The sequence below is a fragment of the Sodalinema gerasimenkoae IPPAS B-353 genome (assembly GCF_009846485.1).
Lineage (GTDB): Bacteria > Cyanobacteriota > Cyanobacteriia > Cyanobacteriales > Geitlerinemataceae > Sodalinema > Sodalinema gerasimenkoae.
Genome location: NZ_ML776472.1, coordinates 1,162,313 through 1,178,427 on the forward strand (window position 1 = coordinate 1,162,313; position 16,115 = coordinate 1,178,427).

Annotated in this window: 11 protein-coding genes; 5 read left to right on the forward strand and 6 right to left on the reverse strand. The window is 51.7% G+C overall.

Features of this window, described 5'->3' with window-relative positions:
* Positions 1–145: 145 nt before the first annotated feature.
* A complete protein-coding gene (locus L855_RS05120) occupies positions 146–1,333 on the reverse strand; it encodes an aspartate aminotransferase (RefSeq protein WP_159785010.1) in 1,188 nt (395 codons plus the stop codon).
* 44 nt (positions 1,334–1,377) lie between these two features.
* On the reverse strand, positions 1,378–2,538 hold the full coding sequence (locus tag L855_RS05125; RefSeq protein ID WP_159785013.1) for an iron-containing alcohol dehydrogenase family protein: 1,161 nt from the start codon (positions 2,536–2,538) through the stop codon (positions 1,378–1,380).
* A gap of 160 nt (positions 2,539–2,698) precedes the next feature.
* Between L855_RS05125 and L855_RS05130 the strand changes: the two genes are divergently transcribed.
* The 5 genes from L855_RS05130 (at position 2,699) to L855_RS05150 (ending at position 7,993) form a co-directional block, all read left to right on the forward strand.
* Positions 2,699–3,166 (forward strand): hypothetical protein, encoded by a 468-nt coding sequence (locus L855_RS05130; RefSeq protein ID WP_159785016.1) that lies wholly within the window; start codon positions 2,699–2,701, stop codon positions 3,164–3,166.
* 70 nt (positions 3,167–3,236) lie between these two features.
* Positions 3,237–4,115 carry a DNA adenine methylase gene (locus L855_RS05135; protein ID WP_159785019.1) on the forward strand — a complete coding sequence of 293 codons (879 nt, stop codon included), beginning with the start codon at positions 3,237–3,239 and terminating at the stop codon, positions 4,113–4,115.
* Between the two features lie 32 nt (positions 4,116–4,147).
* On the forward strand, positions 4,148–4,858 hold the full coding sequence (locus tag L855_RS05140) for an FHA domain-containing protein (protein WP_159785022.1): 711 nt from the start codon (positions 4,148–4,150) through the stop codon (positions 4,856–4,858).
* 183 nt (positions 4,859–5,041) lie between these two features.
* Positions 5,042–6,715 carry a bifunctional serine/threonine-protein kinase/formylglycine-generating enzyme family protein gene (locus L855_RS05145; RefSeq protein WP_159785042.1) on the forward strand — a complete coding sequence of 558 codons (1,674 nt, stop codon included), beginning with the start codon at positions 5,042–5,044 and terminating at the stop codon, positions 6,713–6,715.
* 549 nt (positions 6,716–7,264) lie between these two features.
* Positions 7,265–7,993: a hypothetical protein gene (locus tag L855_RS05150; protein WP_159785045.1), complete on the forward strand. Its 729-nt coding sequence runs from the start codon at positions 7,265–7,267 to the stop codon at positions 7,991–7,993.
* A 488-nt stretch (positions 7,994–8,481) separates the two neighbouring features.
* On the opposite strand, the gene L855_RS05155 is transcribed toward L855_RS05150, so the two are convergent.
* From L855_RS05155 to L855_RS05170, 4 genes are all read right to left on the reverse strand, one after another.
* Positions 8,482–9,561, reverse strand: coding sequence for a M23 family metallopeptidase (locus L855_RS05155; RefSeq protein WP_159785048.1), 1,080 nt, complete (start codon positions 9,559–9,561; stop codon positions 8,482–8,484).
* A gap of 182 nt (positions 9,562–9,743) precedes the next feature.
* Positions 9,744–13,721: a glycosyltransferase gene (locus L855_RS05160; RefSeq protein ID WP_159785051.1), complete on the reverse strand. Its 3,978-nt coding sequence runs from the start codon at positions 13,719–13,721 to the stop codon at positions 9,744–9,746.
* Between the two features lie 20 nt (positions 13,722–13,741).
* On the reverse strand, positions 13,742–14,590 hold the full coding sequence (locus L855_RS05165; protein ID WP_246198734.1) for a class I SAM-dependent methyltransferase: 849 nt from the start codon (positions 14,588–14,590) through the stop codon (positions 13,742–13,744).
* Between the two features lie 49 nt (positions 14,591–14,639).
* Entirely contained in the window at positions 14,640–16,058 is a 1,419-nt protein-coding gene (locus tag L855_RS05170) for an ABC transporter ATP-binding protein (protein WP_159790969.1), read from the reverse strand.
* Positions 16,059–16,115 lie beyond the last annotated feature (57 nt).

Genomic DNA, 16,115 nt, shown 5'->3' on the forward strand with positions numbered 1-16,115 from the left:
CTTTCTCCTGTCAACCCAATCCGTGATACAATGTCTGACCGATTGCTTGAGCTTATCTTATCCTAACTCGATAGGACGTCGTCGCGAGAGATGACGGGAGACAGAGCCTCCCCCTACACATGACGAGGCTGGAGCCTCATCACTATTAAGACTCATAACGGATTCCGGCGGCTTCTAGGCGATCTAATGCCGTCTGGAGGCGATCGCACTCTGCAATCAAACTAACGCGCACATAGCCCTCACCGCCTTTCCCAAACGCATTTCCCGGCGTAACTACCACCCCCGTCTGTTGCAACACCGTTAGGGCAAAATCCGTTGACCCCATCCCAGGGGGACATTCCACCCATAAATACATGGTGGCTAAGGGTTTACGCACCGTCCAGCCCAAACGGCCTAACCCCTCAATCAAGAAATCGCGGCGGCTGCTGTAGCGTTGCTGCACCTGTTCCAAATAGACTTCCGGCAACTGTAACGCCGTCTCTGCCGCACATTGCAACGCCGAGAAAATCCCATAATCCAAATTCGTCTTTAGGGTTCGCAAGCCTTGAATCACATGGCGGTTCCCCACCACAAAGCCCACGCGCCAACCCGCCATATTATAGGTCTTCGAGAGGGTGTGGAACTCCACGCCAATCTCCTTGGCCCCCTCAATCTCCAATAAACTCGTTGGCTGATAGCCGTCAAACGCTAACTCGGCGTAACACAAGTCATGAACCAACAAAATTGAGTGACGGCGGGCAAAGGCCACAATCTCCTCAAAAAACTCCCTCGGTGCCGTTGCCCCTGTGGGATTATTGGGATAGTTGAAATAGAGCATTTTCGCCGAGTCCGCCACCTCGTCAGGAATCTGACTCAAATCAATCAGCCAGTCGTTCTCCGCCGAGAGGGGAATCGAATGCACCTTAGCCCCCGCAATCAACGGCCCGCGAAAATGGGCCGGATAGGCGGGACTGGGAACTAAGACTAAATCGCCGGGATTGAGATAGGCTAATGCCAAATGGGATAATCCCTCTTTCGATCCCAATAGGGGCAACGCCTCCCCATCCGGATCGAGTTTGACGCTATAGCGGCGGTAATACCAGTCAGTGATGGTTTGGCGGAAACTGCCGGTTCCTTCAAAGGGCGGATAGCCGTGATTGGCTGGATTTTGCAGGGCTTTGATGGCTGAGTCAATCACCGGTTGGGGGGTGGCCCCGTCGGGGTTGCCCATCCCCAAATCAATCAAGTCTAGACCCTGTTCTCGCGCACGGGCTTTCAACTCATCGAGACGCGCAAAAACATAGGGGGGTAATGCTTGCACCCGCTCCGCAGGGCTAATCCAATCCAGTACCATTGAGTTCGAGGGAGGAAGACACAGACCTTTTACTCTATCAGGTTTTAGGAGTTATGGCTGACCACTGAAGCGTCAGGGGTGACCCCCAGAGAATAGCCGACGGTGGTGGACACCATGGCCGCCATCACTTGGGCGGGTTCGACGGGGAAGGGCAGATGATGAATGTCGGAGTTGGGACCACAGGCAAATTCGGCGGCCTGCTGAAGTTGGCCCAGGGAAATCTCCCCTAAGCCTAAATCAGCCAGGGTTTGGGGGAGACCAATCTCTCGGTAAAAGGTCAACAATTGCTGACGGGCGGTGGCGGCGAGTTGGTTATGTTGGACAATTTCTTCGAGTCGCAGTTGAACGAGAATGCCATAGGCGACTTTTTCACCGTGAATGGTATGGTGGCAGTCGCTCAGATGGGTGAGGGCGTTATGGACGGCATGGGCGGCGACGGTGCGACATTGGGCGCCGCCTAAGCCACCGATGACTCCGGCCAGGAGAACGCTGGCATCGACAACTTCCCGCCAGACGGGGCTACCGGGTTCAGCGAGGGCGGCGGCGGATTTTTGCAGGAGTAAGTCCCGTAAGACGCGGGCCTGTTGTACGGCGGCGACAATGAGGGTTTGGTCGGAACTGCCGCTACTGACGGAGGCTTCGTACCATTTGGCGAGGGCGTCGCCAATGCCGGCGACGAGGGTGCGTCGGGGGGCGGTGCGAATGAGGGCGTAGTCGAGGACGAGGAGGTTGGGGCAGACGGGGAGGGGGACATCGTAACGAAAGGCCCCGTCGGGGGTGTAGACGTTGGAAAGGGCTGTCCAGGCGGCACAGGTGGCGGCTGAGGTGGGAATGGTGACGACGGGAACTTGGCAGCGATAGGCGAGAAGTTTGGCGGTGTCTAGGGCTTTACCGCCGCCAATGCCAATCACGACATCGGCTTGACGTTGGCGGAGGGCGCTTTTGAGGCGATCGAGGTCGGCTTCGTCGCAGTCGCGACCGTAGGAGTGGGTCGATGGGGTAAGCTGGTTTTGAGTGAGGTGGGGTTGGATCTGGTCTTTGGCGAGATCTAGGGTGCGATCGCCGGCCACTAAGAACGGCCGCTGTCCCAGTTGGGCGATGCGTTGGGCGGCTTCGGGCAGGATGTTCTCGCCCCGCAAGGTTTGGGCGGGGGCAACGTTGAGGGTGATGGAAGGGCTGGCGGTTTGAGTGAGTGAGTCCGACATTCGGTTAGGGGTTACGGGTAAACTGGGTTGATGTCTTAGATGAGTCTTCGATTAGATTGTATCTAGGGGTGGGGGGGATTTCTAAGGGTTTTGGGGAAATTACAACAGGTTTAACAGTTTGTCAAGGGATTGCCGTCGCAAATTTTATGATTCTGCTTCTATGAGTTTAGATCAGCAAATTCAAACTCTGATTGACAATGCGCCTCAGGATGGTTCGACGCCGGGGGCGATCGCGGCGATCGCCCCGGTTCTCAAAGCCTTCGCCGATCGCCTCCGTCATCAGCACTACTATATTTTACAAACTCCCGATAGCAATTGGTTGATGACGACGTTAAGTAATCGTCTCAATGTAGATTTAGAAAAATCCGTGATCTACGGGTTTCCCAGTTTCGAGGATGCGAAAGCCAGTGAACCCCAAAGCAACGCCCCGCAGTTGCTGGCGGTGTCGCTTCCGGTTACCCATATTTTATTTCAGTTACTGGCGTTAGACCGGGTGGAGAGTCTGATTCTCTTTGAAACTCCGGGAGAGCGAGACATGGGGGTAGAAGTGAAACGTCAGGATCTTCAAAAGGCGATCGCCCTGCAATTGCAACAGTATCGCTCTGCACCGCCGTCGAATTTAGCCTAATTGAGTGTTGTCCTTCTGGTGAGCAAGTTTATCGCTTACCTGGCGATTGTGTTTTCCAGTTCATAACCTGATGCCAACCCCAAAATCAATTCGGACTCCTCTACGATATCCTGGCGGTAAATCTAAGGCAATTCGTCAGATTTTTGCCAAGTTTCCCAGCTCCTTTAATGCGTATCGAGAGCCATTTGTTGGCGGAGGTTCCGTATTTATTGAACTCAAGAAATGGCAGCCCAATTTACCGATTTGGATTAACGACCTCAATCCTGAGGTCTATTATTTTTGGAAATGTGCCCAATCTCAGCTAACTGAGTTTACCCAAACAGTGCGACAGATTCAACAGACGTGTCAGGATGGACGGGGGTTATTTCAAGAGTTGGCTAGAGCTGATGTGAATCAACTCTCGGAGTTAGAGCGAGCCATTCGTTTTTTTATCCTGAATCGCATCACCTTTTCAGGAACGATTGAGGCAGGAGGCTATTCAAATAATGCCTTTGAACAGCGATTTACCCCATCATCCATTGACCGTTTGAGCAACTTGGGGCAGGTTTTGCAGGGGGTAAAAATTACCAACCTGGATTTTAGGGAAGTGGTGCAAGCCGAGGGAAAAAATGAGGGCGATAATCGCACCTTCATTTTTCTCGATCCTCCCTACCTCAGTGCCACCAAATCAAAACTATACGGAAAACGGGGTCATTACCATAGCCAGTTCGACCATGAGCGTTTTGCAGAGGTTTTGAAAACCTGTCCCCACGACTGGCTAATCACCTATGATGACTGTCCCCAAGTTCGGGAAAATTTTCGCTTTGCTAACCTGTATGAATGGGAATTACAATATGGAATGAACAACTATAAACAAGAAAAAGCCAATAAAGGGGCGGAATTATTTATAGCGAACTATGCCCTAGAAGAGCCAGCAGAGTCATTGGGCGATCGCCCCCCCAACAACTAACACTCAACCTTTAGCCAAGTCCTCCCGAGCCAATGACTGACCTGTATCCCTACTTATTAATTCAATCTCCCAGTGGAGAGTCAAACAAGCTTGTCTTGCAGGATACCCACTATACCATTGGGCGATTTCCAGAAAACGATATCCCCTTACCCGAAGACCCCGACTCTCGCATTACCCGAGTCAAACATTGTCTCTTAGAACGAGAAGGGGGTCAATGGTGGATTCAAGACGATAGCCGCAATGGGATTATCGTTCATTATCCCAATTATCCCCCAGAACCCGTCAACCGTCGTACCGTTCCCTTAGATCCCGGTTGCGTCATGGAAATTCACGGCTGGAAACTGGTCTTTCATGATCCTAACCCCACCGCCGAACCCAGCCGAGGACCTAATGATATCAAATTGACCCCAGACTTTGTCTATAAAGTCTCCCAGGCCACCCTATTTTATCAGGAAGGGAAGGCGCGATCGCCCCTAACTCCCCGTACCAAAGTCAACCAAATGCTGGGTTACATGGCTCAACGCAACCTCGACCAAGGGGAACCAGTCCTCTGCTCCTATGATGAGTTAATTGAGGCGGCCTGGGGTAACGATGACGACCGGGGACGGCTTCCTGCTGATGTCAATATGTTAGCCCGTGACATTCGCCGTCTCCTTGAGCAAAATGGCTCAGAAACTGCCAAAACCCAGTTAGAGACCAAAAAAGGACAAGGCTATATCCTCAGAATTAGCTGCGAACCCTAACTCACTCAACCCGGTCTAGCGGCCCCTCCTAGGGTCCCAATCGACAACTTGAGATGAGTTTGAGGCTTGGTGCAACTCTGACGATTATGGGGGAGAATAGAAGCACAGAGTCAGAGAAGACAGAGGGGACAGCGAGAGCTGATGCAGCTTAAGACAGTTTACAAGGGTCTGACAGGACAGACAATGTATAACTACTATCTCAGACGACTCCTCGGGGTGGGGAGATTTGGTGGCGTGTTTCTCGCCGAAGAGCGGGTGCGGGAGATTATGTTACGGGAACTGGCCGTGAAGCTGATTCTTTATGATGAGGATGATGAGACCAATGACCAACTCAATGAGTTAAAGCAAGCCACCCACCTGGAACATCCCCATCTGGTTCGCGCCCACACCGCCGGGGCTTGCGAGTTGAATGGTATGGATTTCCTCTATCTGGTCATGGAGAAAGGGGAGTATTCTCTACAGGACAGGATACAACAACAGCCCCTGTCTATTGCTGAGACGAAAACCCTGATTCGTCACGTAGCAGCGGCGTTAAAGTATCTGCATCAACAGGGGAAAGTGCATCGGGACTTAAAGCCAGGGAATGTTCTCTGGGCTAACTCCTCCTGGAAACTCTCAGATTTTGGCCTAATTCGCAGTTTGGGTCCGCAGAGTTATGTGCAAACGGCCAGTCGTGCTGGAACACGGGTCTATATGCCTCCCGAAGCCTTTGACAGCAAAATTTCCCCGGCTTGGGATATCTGGTCGTTGGGCATTATCGTGGTGGTGGCGCTAACGGGCAAATTTCCCTATCAGTTTGAGGATGATAATCAACTGATGAAGCAGGTGATGGCCGGAAATCTGCAACGTCCCTCATTGCCGGGAGAATTGCAAGCTCTTGTACAGGGCTGTTTGCACCGAAATCTCCAGGAACGCTGGACCGCGCAACAGGTTATCGACTATCTCGACGGGTTTAAACGCTTCGAGTTTGAAACAGCGAAATTAGAGATTGTTAAGTCCAATATTAGGATTGAACGCCACAGCCGTTGCAACGTCCAATGGCGGGAAAAACTCCCCAATGGTGTGACCCTGGAGATGGTGAAGATTCCCGGCGGAACCTTCCTTATGGGAGCCGCTCAAAGGGAAAAAAATACACTTGTCTATGAATATCCCCAGCACTCAGTCACAGTTCCTGAGTTTTTAATGGGGAAACATCCTGTGACCCAGGTGCAGTGGCGTGCCGTGGCTCAGCTGCCTCAAATCCATCGTCCCCTTGCGCTTGAGCCATCAGAGTTCAAAGGAGATACACGCCCAGTTGAGCGAGTCTCATGGTATGACGCCATCGAGTTTTGCGCTCGCTTGAGTCAAGCCACGGGACAAAACTATTGTCTCCCCAGTGAGGCGGAATGGGAATATGCCTGTCGTGCCGGAACCACAAGCCCCTTTTCTTTCGGTGACACCCTCTCCACAGACTTGGCGAACTATGACGGAAACTATCTCTATGGCCTAGGTCACAAAGGATTGTATCGCCAGGGAACCACCCCAGTAGGCAGTTTTCCTGCTAATGGCTTTGGGCTATATGATATGCACGGCAATCTTTGGGAATGGTGTTTAGACGATTGGCACGACAGTTACCAAGAGGCTCGCAGTGATGAGCAACCTTGGTTTGATAACGATAATTATTCGTATTTATGGAAAAATTGGCAATATGGGTTGTCTAAGATACTTCAACAGAACAATCCAAAGCTCCTGCGCGGCGGTTCTTGGGACGACTACCCTAGGAACTGCCGTTCTGCTAGCCGCTACAGGGAGACCCCGGAAATTCGCTACCGCTACATCGGTTTTCGGGTGTGTTGTGCCGTGGCGCGGACTCCTTAGCCCTATCAACTCTTGTCCTCTTGCGCTTTGCTCTTTGTTTTTTGTAGTTTTTTCTATCGGCGCAGAGCACCTTTTTTTTTAGACCATTTTTTGAAATCCTTGCCAGACATACAACACCGAGGAGGGCGCGCCACTTGCGGTTCGCCCCTACAGATATCTATGGCACGACTTCTGAAAATGGGTATTCTATCAATGTCCAGTCTTATCTCCCTAGAGCTACAGATTTCGGGGTAGCCAGACATACAACACCGAGGAGGGCGCGCCACTTGCGGTTCGCCCCTACAGATATCTAGGGCACGACTTCTGAAAATGGGTATTCTATCAATGTCCAGTCTTATCTCCCTAGGGCTATAGATTTCGGGGTAGCCCAATTTCCCGAAAAAGATAAAAATTTACTCTATTTTATCCATATTTAATCTACATTTTATCTGGATTCTATCTAAACAAAAAAATCCATCAATTTCATGTAGATTTTATCAGTTTAATATGGGCCTTTCCTGACTCCAATGCGAGGCTAAAGATAGCCAAATACGTCAAGGACATTAACCCATGACCTACATTTATAACCTCGCAGAACGTCAGCAACTGATGGGCCTCGCCTCATATCATGAACGGCTCAAATCCCTGGCTCGTCAATTGTGTCAAACGACCTGCCCCCGGCAACGCAAACGCTATCGTCGCCAACTCCTGCGGCTAATGGAAGCCGCTCCCCGCCACCTCTATTGGATTCCCCCCCAAGGCCAACAAGACCTACTCTACTTGCAAGCCAGCGAAACCGCCTGGGACTACATCGAACGAAAATTGCGGGGTGCGGTGCGTGGGGGTCACGCCTATGACCCCGATGCTGGAAACGGTAGCCTCATCACCCTCTGGAACATCCGCTGCAAAGGGGAATACCTGAAGCTGAAAAAACAACAAAGCCGCTGGCAAACCTCCAACTTCAGCTACTCCCGCAACGGGGAACGGTTCAACCGCCTGGAGAACCAACCCGCACCCCCCAATCCAGAGCCTTCCCTCATCCAGCGCATTCGCCGGGCCATCTTCAAAGATGTAAACGGCAAATTCCGAAGCGCCTGGGTTCACAAAGCCTCCGGCCTCACCGCTCAGATGGTTTGTTTGCACATCGTCGATTCTGTCTTGCGGGGGGAGACATGGACTCTATCGAGTCTCGCCGCTCACTTCCAAATTTCCCCAGGAAGCATGAACTCAGCCTGGACTCGTACCCTCAAACCCCTATTGCAGGAACTGGGCCAGGAGTTGAATGGCGAGCTTGACTAGAGCGACTCGGGGGAGCAAGGGACTTCGCTTGACTTGCTCTCCCCAGGTCTGGGAAGAGGGAGACGACGCACCGATGAAGAGCTGTTACCGGATGCGTTCTGCGAGAAGCGACCCCACCTGCCGTCACTTCTTTACCATTTCTTTACATTGTAACATCTTGTTAAGTTACGTAATGTTTATGAAACCCATATTGGGTAAGGGTTACAGGCGATTTTAGACCCCCATCGGAGATATTTCTAAATAAAATCTTCACATTTGACTGGTCTAATGACAGGTGAAGGTTCAACACCGGTTGCCACCCATATAATAGGCAACCTTATAAATCCTCCCTAAAGTTTAGTGGGCGGCAGTTTAAATCGGCTCTGTATTCAATAAAGAGCCAGCTTTTTAAAAACATTTATCCAACAGGCTTGTTATGCTTAGCCCGAAATTAGTTCGGGCTTATTTTTTTTCGTGGGGAGACGGGTTAAGGTCTCCCCACGATGCGGTTAGCGCACGGCCTGCACCTGAATCTCCCGTTCCAGAGAAACAATCACCTCGTCACCTCGGCGTAGTTCATACTCCCCACGCCAGGTTCCCGGCAAAATCGGCTGCTGGTCAGTATTGCGTTTTCCCACCGCGTTGTACCAGTTGAGATTCGATCGCTCAGCGGTCGTTTCATAGTCCGTAATCACCGTTTCCTCGGGGTCAAGGAGTCGGAAATGTTCCACATCTCCCTCCAAAATGCCATAGCCATGGACCCAGAAGTAAATTAGAGGAATATCCTCAGACAAACTCACATCATTAAAATATCCCTGCCAGAACCGGTCAAGAGACAAGTCTTCCGCCGCAAAGCCAGCACTTAAAACCCCTGTGGGTTCATAGCCGAGGGGGTCTTCCCAAAGGGGACGACGTTCTAAGTTGCACCCCGTCTCATCGGTTACGCCAACAAAGGGGTCGATGACCTCTCCTTGATGGCGAACGGTAATATGAACATGGGGAAAGGTGGTTTTTCCTGAGAGGCCCACCAATCCCAAGGTTTCACCCTGGGCCACCTGCTGGCCGGGTTCGACCACAAGACTATTTTGCTTGAGATGACAATATTGGGTTTCCCAGCCGTCGCCGTGGTCCATCACTAAACCATTGCCACATTCGCGTCCTTGTTCCTCGATTTCGGCGATGTCCTCAGCGGTTCTCAGGCGGCGGTCGGGTTCGCCATCCCGTAATCGCAACACTTGTCCGTCGGCCGCAGCGATGACGGCGACTCCTTCTTCCATAGCCACTTGGTCAGGAATGGCAAAATCGGTGCCGTTATGACCGTCATAGGTTTGGCGGCCACAGGCGAAGTCTTGGGCGTTGTCGCTGGGGTCGCGGTCGACGTAGAGGAGGGTGAAACAGTCGTCCCCAAGGGTGCAATCAATAGGGGGGATGAATTGCATCCAGTCCGGGTCAGGGGGCTGGACGATTTCATGGGGGGCTAGGTCCGGTTGACGACTCGCCTGGGGGGGGTTGGTGGTTTGACAGGCGGTGGTGACCAGAAGGCTGGTGAGAAGGGAGAGGGTGAAGAGGAGGAATCGTCGGGAAAGCATAGGGGAGAAAAAGGGAACAGGGAACAGGGAACAGGGAACAGGGGGAGAACCCACTCCTATTCCCTCTGATGGAGGGGACAAACAAGTTCGGGATTTGCCTTTTGCGGAATTGCAACCGCTATACCACTATGGCGGGTTTGGTATTCACTATCCCGAGACTTTTTGAGGTGGATTCGGGTTCCCTAGAGGACTGGGACCAGGGAGGGGGAGGTTAGGGTGAGGCTGTAGTCCTCTCGTTCGCGGCTGAGGTGGGGATTGTAACAGGGGTCATCCTCTAAATAGTCGCCCCAGCGGTGTTTCATGTAATCGATTTCCTGCTTAAAGCGGAGTTGCTTCTCGGGGGTGTTTTCTTGGCCGCGACTTTTTGACTCGTAGTGATAGAGGCGGACATGGGGTAAACAGACGTTGCGATAGCCTTTTTCTATCATTTTCAAACAGAAGTCCACATCGTTGAAGGCGACGCTGAGGGATTCTTCAAAGCCACCGATGGCATCGAACACCTCCCGGCGACAGAGGAGACAGGCGGCGGTGACGGCGGAGTAGTTATTGACGGTTTGCAGTTGGGCGAAATAGCCGATCGCATCTTTAGGATAGAATTTATGGCTATGGCCGGCTACTCCACCAATCCCTAAAACAACCCCGGCGTGTTGGATGGTGTTATCGGGATAGAGAAGAGTTGCCCCAACGGCCCCGATGGAGGGGCGTTGTCCCTGTTCCACCATGGCGGTTAGCCAATCTCCTTGGCTGATTTCTGTGTCGTTGTTGAGGAACAGCAGATAGTCTCCGGTGGCTTTGGAGACGCCGAAATTGTTGAGTTTGGGATAGTTGAAGGGAATATCGAGGGGTTCGACGCGGAAGCGTTGGGATTCTCGTTTGGCCCAGGTTTTGAATAGACGCTGGGTTTGTCGTTGTGTACTGCCGTTGTCCACCACAATCACCTCATAATCGGGATAGGTGGTGAGGCGGAAAATTGAGGTCAGACAGGTGTTTAGGGTACTGGCGAGGTCTTTGGTGGGAATGATGATACTGACTTTGCCCGGTTTACGAATTTCGTAATGGGGAATCCAGTGGCCCGTGGCGGTTGGGGTGACGATTCCCGGTTCGCCGCGACGTTGGAGGGCTTCAGTGAGGGCCTTGGCGGCGGCGGTGGTGGCGTAGGATTTGCTGGCAAGACGGCTGGCGGTGGATTCGGGGTGAGACCGCCAGTGATAGAGGATTTTGGGGATATGGACGATGCGATCGCTCTTCTCGGTAAAGCGTAACACGAGATCGTAGTCTTGAGCGCCTTCAAAGCCAGTCCGGAAACCGCCAATCTCTTCGATGATATGGCGGCGATAGACGCCTAAATGACAGGTGTACATCCGGGAGAGGAAGGAGTCGGGACACCAATCGGGTTTGAAAAAGGGGTCTTTGAGTTGGTTGTGTTCATCGACTTTGTCCTCATCGGAATACAGCATATCTGTTTCGGGACAGTCGTTTAGGGCATTAACCACCTCAAACAACGCATCGGGCGTCATGAGGTCGTCATGGTCCATGAGGGCGATAAATTCCCCTGTGGCGACCTCTAAAGCACTATTGGAGGCTTGGGAAATATGCCCATTTTCGGACCGATAGACGACCTGAATCCGCTCGTCTTGTTGGCGATATTTCTCCAGAGTGGTGCGGACATGGGGTTGCGGGGAGGCGTCATCGGCGATGCAGAGTTGCCAATGAGGATAAATCTGTGCCAAAACAGATTCGATCGCCTGTTCGAGATAGTCAGCTGGGGTGTTATAAACGGGCATGACCACGCTAATGGTGGGTTGATAGTCGAACTGTTGCACCTCCCGCTGCAAACGCATTAAATCTCCCGGACGAGGACTGTTTTGACTCAACCAGATGCGGTAAATATCGGAATTGGGGTCGGGGTAGGGCGACGCCGTTGCTGGGGCGGGAGGAACCTCTGGAGTTCGTTTGAGGAGGCGTAATAGAGGGGTTTTGAATTTGAACCACAGGATACGCAATTTCCAGAATTTGGTGGCTTCCATGGCCGCAATTGTTGCTTGATGGGCGGCAATTACATCCTGATGGGCCGTTAAGTTCCGTTCTAGATGACTTTGTGCCGCTTGAAATTGCGATCGCTCAACCTGTAATTGTTGTTGTAGTCTCAGCAGTTCTTGGCAGTAATGCTCATGCACAGATTGCATTTGTTCGTGAGCTGACTCAAGTTGCTCGTGAACTGCCTCGAATCGGTCTTCTCCATATTTTTCAACGGCTTTTAAATCTCCTTTTACCGCATCTAGTTCAACGGCTAAAGCATCTTTTTTCTGAAGCGCGTCGAAAAGTTTTCGATGCAACTCTTCTGTTTCCTGGCGTAAGTCATTGCGTTCTTGAGTCCTCGCCTCTAACTCCGCCTGGGTGGGAAATAGCTGCGACTGCATCTGTTGCAATTCTAAGTTTGCTTGGTGCAGTTCAGTCTGATAATGAAGGACATCGTCTTGGCTGCGATCGCGCTCCTCAACCAACTCCTCAATTTGTCGTTTTAGAGTTTCAACCTGCAACCGTTCTGCTAATAACTCACTATCTTTCTTGGCAAAAATACTTGGGAAATTCGTAACATACAAATCCAGATGTTTAGCACAGAGATAGTGCATCAACCGCTCGCGATTATCCGGAACATTGCAGCGGCTGACCATCGACTCCCGGCGAAAGCGATACTCAAACAGCACCTCATCCAGGTGATAAAACTGCCAACCTCGTCCCGCCGCACTCAGCCATAAATCCCAATCCTCATAGCCCATTTTGTCGGGAATATGGGGGTCGTAACCGCCACAATCTTCCCAAAGACTTTTCCGGACGACTGCACAAGCGTCAATATAATTTCCCACCGCTAAGCGGTTCACATCAAAGGGAGGAACTTGCCAAATCCCCTGTTTGTCGCCAATATATTCGGCGTTCCCATAAACCACGCCGATATCGGGATTTTCGTCAAGGACTTCGATAGACTTTGTAATATAATCTGAGCGAATCTTGTTGTCTGCATCTAGGGGTAAAATATAACGTCCTTGTGCCTGTTGAAAGCCCGTATTTCGCGCCTCAGCCAACCCTTGATTCTGGAAATGATCTACCACCGTAAAGCCTTTTTGTCGTAGATACTCCAATACCTTTAATGTTAACGAATCCGTTGAGGCATCATTGACAATTACAATCTCATACACCGGTTTTTGGCAGCTTTGCACACTGGCCAACGCCTCCAAGAGAAATTCCCCTTGATTAAACACGGGAATCACTACCGTCACCGCTGGGATATTGAGGGTTTGGGGGGCTAAGTTGAGGTTCGGGAGTTGGCGAGAGACGGTTAGGGGGAGGCTGGGGCGACTGTCCGTATCTTGGGGGAGATCCTGGGGTAAATCCGCCAGATGATTCAACTCGGCCAGCCAGAGGATATGGCGAGAGGCCCGTTGGCGGACACTTTCGGCGAACGGATGATAAACATCAAGGGTATGGAACAGATGAGGTTGATAAATCTGGGCCACCCGTTCCGGGGTGAGATCTGTTTCTAGGGGAAGCTGGAGTTTATCTCGCAATAACTGACTGAATCGTTGCGGCTGTTCCAGAACCGTGTTGGTATGAACCAGGAGGCTGCGATCGCCGTGACGACGATAAAAATCCCAAAGATGGCGATTATAATAGGCCCAAATTTGCAACAGCCAATCGGGATGTTCCTCAAACACGGGGGCCTGGAGTCGGCGAATCGAATCGGCTACATCCCAAGGATTACGGTATACGAAGACAAACTTAGCCTCAGGAAGATGACGATACCAAAAATCCAGCAGTAAACTGGTACGAGGGTCCTTCCAACCCCAAGGTTGATTGAGATGGAAACGGTCTTGAATTAGTTGTTTGGCCTTGGCGTCAAAGGCGGTTAAGTCTTGACTATGGATGGGATCACTCACCGTCCAACCCCAATCATGCCATCCCTCCTGCTCCTCCGGCGTAATCGACTGTAACAGCCAACGCTGGAACTGCACAAAATCCTCATCCTCAAAATAGCCGGGTGCATTATGGGAATCGGCCTCGACAAAGCGATCGCCCAAATGAACCCCAGCCGCTTGAATCAGTGAGGCGACAAGGGAGGTTCCCGAACGGTGCATTCCCGTAATAATCAGGGGTTGGAACATGAGTCAGAGGAATTGAGGGCTTATTGAGGACCATCGCCGTAGCGATCGCGGGGTTGATTCCGCAGCAAATCAGTGGTTTTGAGTGGATGAGGGGGATTATGCAGGGCTAAGAAGGTACTGCGATCGGCCTGGCCCTCCTGACGCATCTGTTCATACTTGGGAACCATCGGCTGATGACATTCATATACCGAATCAAAGCCCACATCCGCCAACAGATTATAGAGGGAGGAGCGAGTTAGCCAAACACTTTCCTCATTGCCAATCGACCCCCAGGCCGTATGATCCTCAGCATAGGACCGTCCCCAATAGGTTTGTCCCTGATATTCATAGGCCTGTTCAGCCGTTGAACTGACATGGGTATCAAATAGGGCCAGACGACTGGAGACATTAGCAATGTGCTGAGCGAACTCAAAGACATCGGGGGCGTTGAGATGATAGAAAATCCCGATACAGAGTACCACATCGAAGCTGCCATAGGCTTCCCGACTGAGGTTGCGCACATCATCACAGACAAACTCAATGTTATCGAGGTGTAGCACCTCCTGACTAAAGCGGGCCTTGGCCAAATTACTCTCTCGTCCTTCCAATCCCACCACCGTCGCCCCATGGAGGGCCAATTCTAAGCCATAGAGGCCTTCCAAACAGGCTAAATCCAAGACTCGCAATCGAGATAAATCCTCACCGCAAAAATCCCGAACCGCTTGTAAGACGCGGCGGACCTTCACTTCCGCCCCAGAACAGGTGTCCGCCGACATGGTATAGAGATGACCTCCCAGGCGGAGATTGTGGTTCGTCCAGGGGCCATATTGTTGGATGATCTCCTGCTGGCGTTGGGCGATCGCATCATCGGTCATAGCATTCACTGTCACAGAGGGGAGTAGGGAGTAAATCTGACGATCGCAACAGGCGATCGCCTCGCTACAGTGATTCTACCCTGGCGGAGTCGCTTGGGAACGCTTCACCCGGGCGAGGAACGGACTCATCTGTGAGTAAATTTAAATGGGGGTCTACCAATAAGTCCACAATCCCACTGGCGAAAGAGTCTTGTTCAGGGCGAACCCGGAACATGGCGATATCAATTCCTCGGGCCAAATAGGTAAACTGGCCCTCCACCGTTCCCGACACCCCAGCATTGAGGAAATAGGCCCCCGGATTCAGCAAACAGCGGAAATCAAAGCGAACCTCAATCGTCGTATTGGGATCAACTCGTTCAATTTCCTGACTGGCCGCCGTAAATGATGCTCCCCCAAGTTCCAGGCCACTGACGGTTTTCACCAACATCCCAAAACGAACGCGATAGGCCGTTTTATAGAAGGTGACATGGTACGTATAGACATACTCCTGACGGCCGGTGATGTGATTCACCATGCGGCCATCGGGGGTTTCAATATGAGGATTGAGAATTTTTGCCCCCCGAGGAATATAGGAAATGGTGTTTTTGGGAACCAAGTTGGGATCATAAAAATCCTCGTCTAGCGGCGAGAGGCCAACTTCCCCTGAAGCGCTTGTTGAGGGGGAAGGTTCAGGGGTTGGGGTTTCAGGAAGATCGGGCGGTAAATCCGGGGTGTTGCGAATTTCTTCTCGGAAGCTTTCCAGGCGTTCCGGGGGGGCGTAAATCAGCTTATGATAGCGGTCAATGGTGAATTTGGGTTCATGAGCTAGGAGGGCTTCTCCATGATCGAGTAAGAGGGCGCGATCGCACAACTCCACCACCTTACTAGCGGAGTGGGAGACAAATAAGGTGGTACTTCCTTGGGATTGCAGGGCTGCAATACGGGAAAAACAGCGGCGTTGAAAGGCCTCATCCCCCACCGCGAGGGCTTCATCCACAACTAAAATATCAGGATCAACACTGGTGGCCACGGCAAAGGCCAGGCGGACAAACATGCCACTGGAGTAGGTTTTGGCCGGTTGATCAATAAAATCGCCAATATCAGCGAAGCTGGCGATATCATCAAAGCGTTCCTCAATCTCGGGTTTTGTCAATCCCAACAGTTGCCCACTAAAAAAGACATTCTGACGGCCCGTGAACTCCGGGTTAAAGCCACTTCCGAGTTCCAACAGGGCCGAGATGCGGCCATTCACCTGTAAATTTCCCGATGTGGGCATTAACGTCCCCACAATAATCTGAAGCAGAGTACTTTTCCCCGAACCATTACGCCCCACAATCCCTAGAGTTTGTCCCCTGGGGACTTCCAGACTGACATTTCGTAAGGCCCAAAACTCCGCATATTGCTTTTTACTGGGAAATAGGAGTTCTTTCAGGCGATCGGTGGGATGTTGATATCGCCGAAAACATTTCGAGACATTGTGAACGGAAATAGCCAGATCGTCCATTGAAGCCATTAGACTGTCAGTTCGAGGGTGAGCGAGGTGAGGAGAGACAACTGTGGG

Coding starts and splice junctions, on each gene's coding strand:
- L855_RS05120 (WP_159785010.1), bottom strand. CDS start 1,333: ATGGTACTGGATTGGATTAGCCCTGCGGAGCGGGTGCAAGCATTACCC.
- L855_RS05125 (WP_159785013.1), bottom strand. CDS start 2,538: ATGTCGGACTCACTCACTCAAACCGCCAGCCCTTCCATCACCCTCAAC.
- L855_RS05130 (WP_159785016.1), top strand. CDS start 2,699: ATGAGTTTAGATCAGCAAATTCAAACTCTGATTGACAATGCGCCTCAG.
- L855_RS05135 (WP_159785019.1), top strand. CDS start 3,237: ATGCCAACCCCAAAATCAATTCGGACTCCTCTACGATATCCTGGCGGT.
- L855_RS05140 (WP_159785022.1), top strand. CDS start 4,148: ATGACTGACCTGTATCCCTACTTATTAATTCAATCTCCCAGTGGAGAG.
- L855_RS05145 (WP_159785042.1), top strand. CDS start 5,042: ATGTATAACTACTATCTCAGACGACTCCTCGGGGTGGGGAGATTTGGT.
- L855_RS05150 (WP_159785045.1), top strand. CDS start 7,265: ATGACCTACATTTATAACCTCGCAGAACGTCAGCAACTGATGGGCCTC.
- L855_RS05155 (WP_159785048.1), bottom strand. CDS start 9,561: ATGCTTTCCCGACGATTCCTCCTCTTCACCCTCTCCCTTCTCACCAGC.
- L855_RS05160 (WP_159785051.1), bottom strand. CDS start 13,721: ATGTTCCAACCCCTGATTATTACGGGAATGCACCGTTCGGGAACCTCC.
- L855_RS05170 (WP_159790969.1), bottom strand. CDS start 16,058: ATGGACGATCTGGCTATTTCCGTTCACAATGTCTCGAAATGTTTTCGG.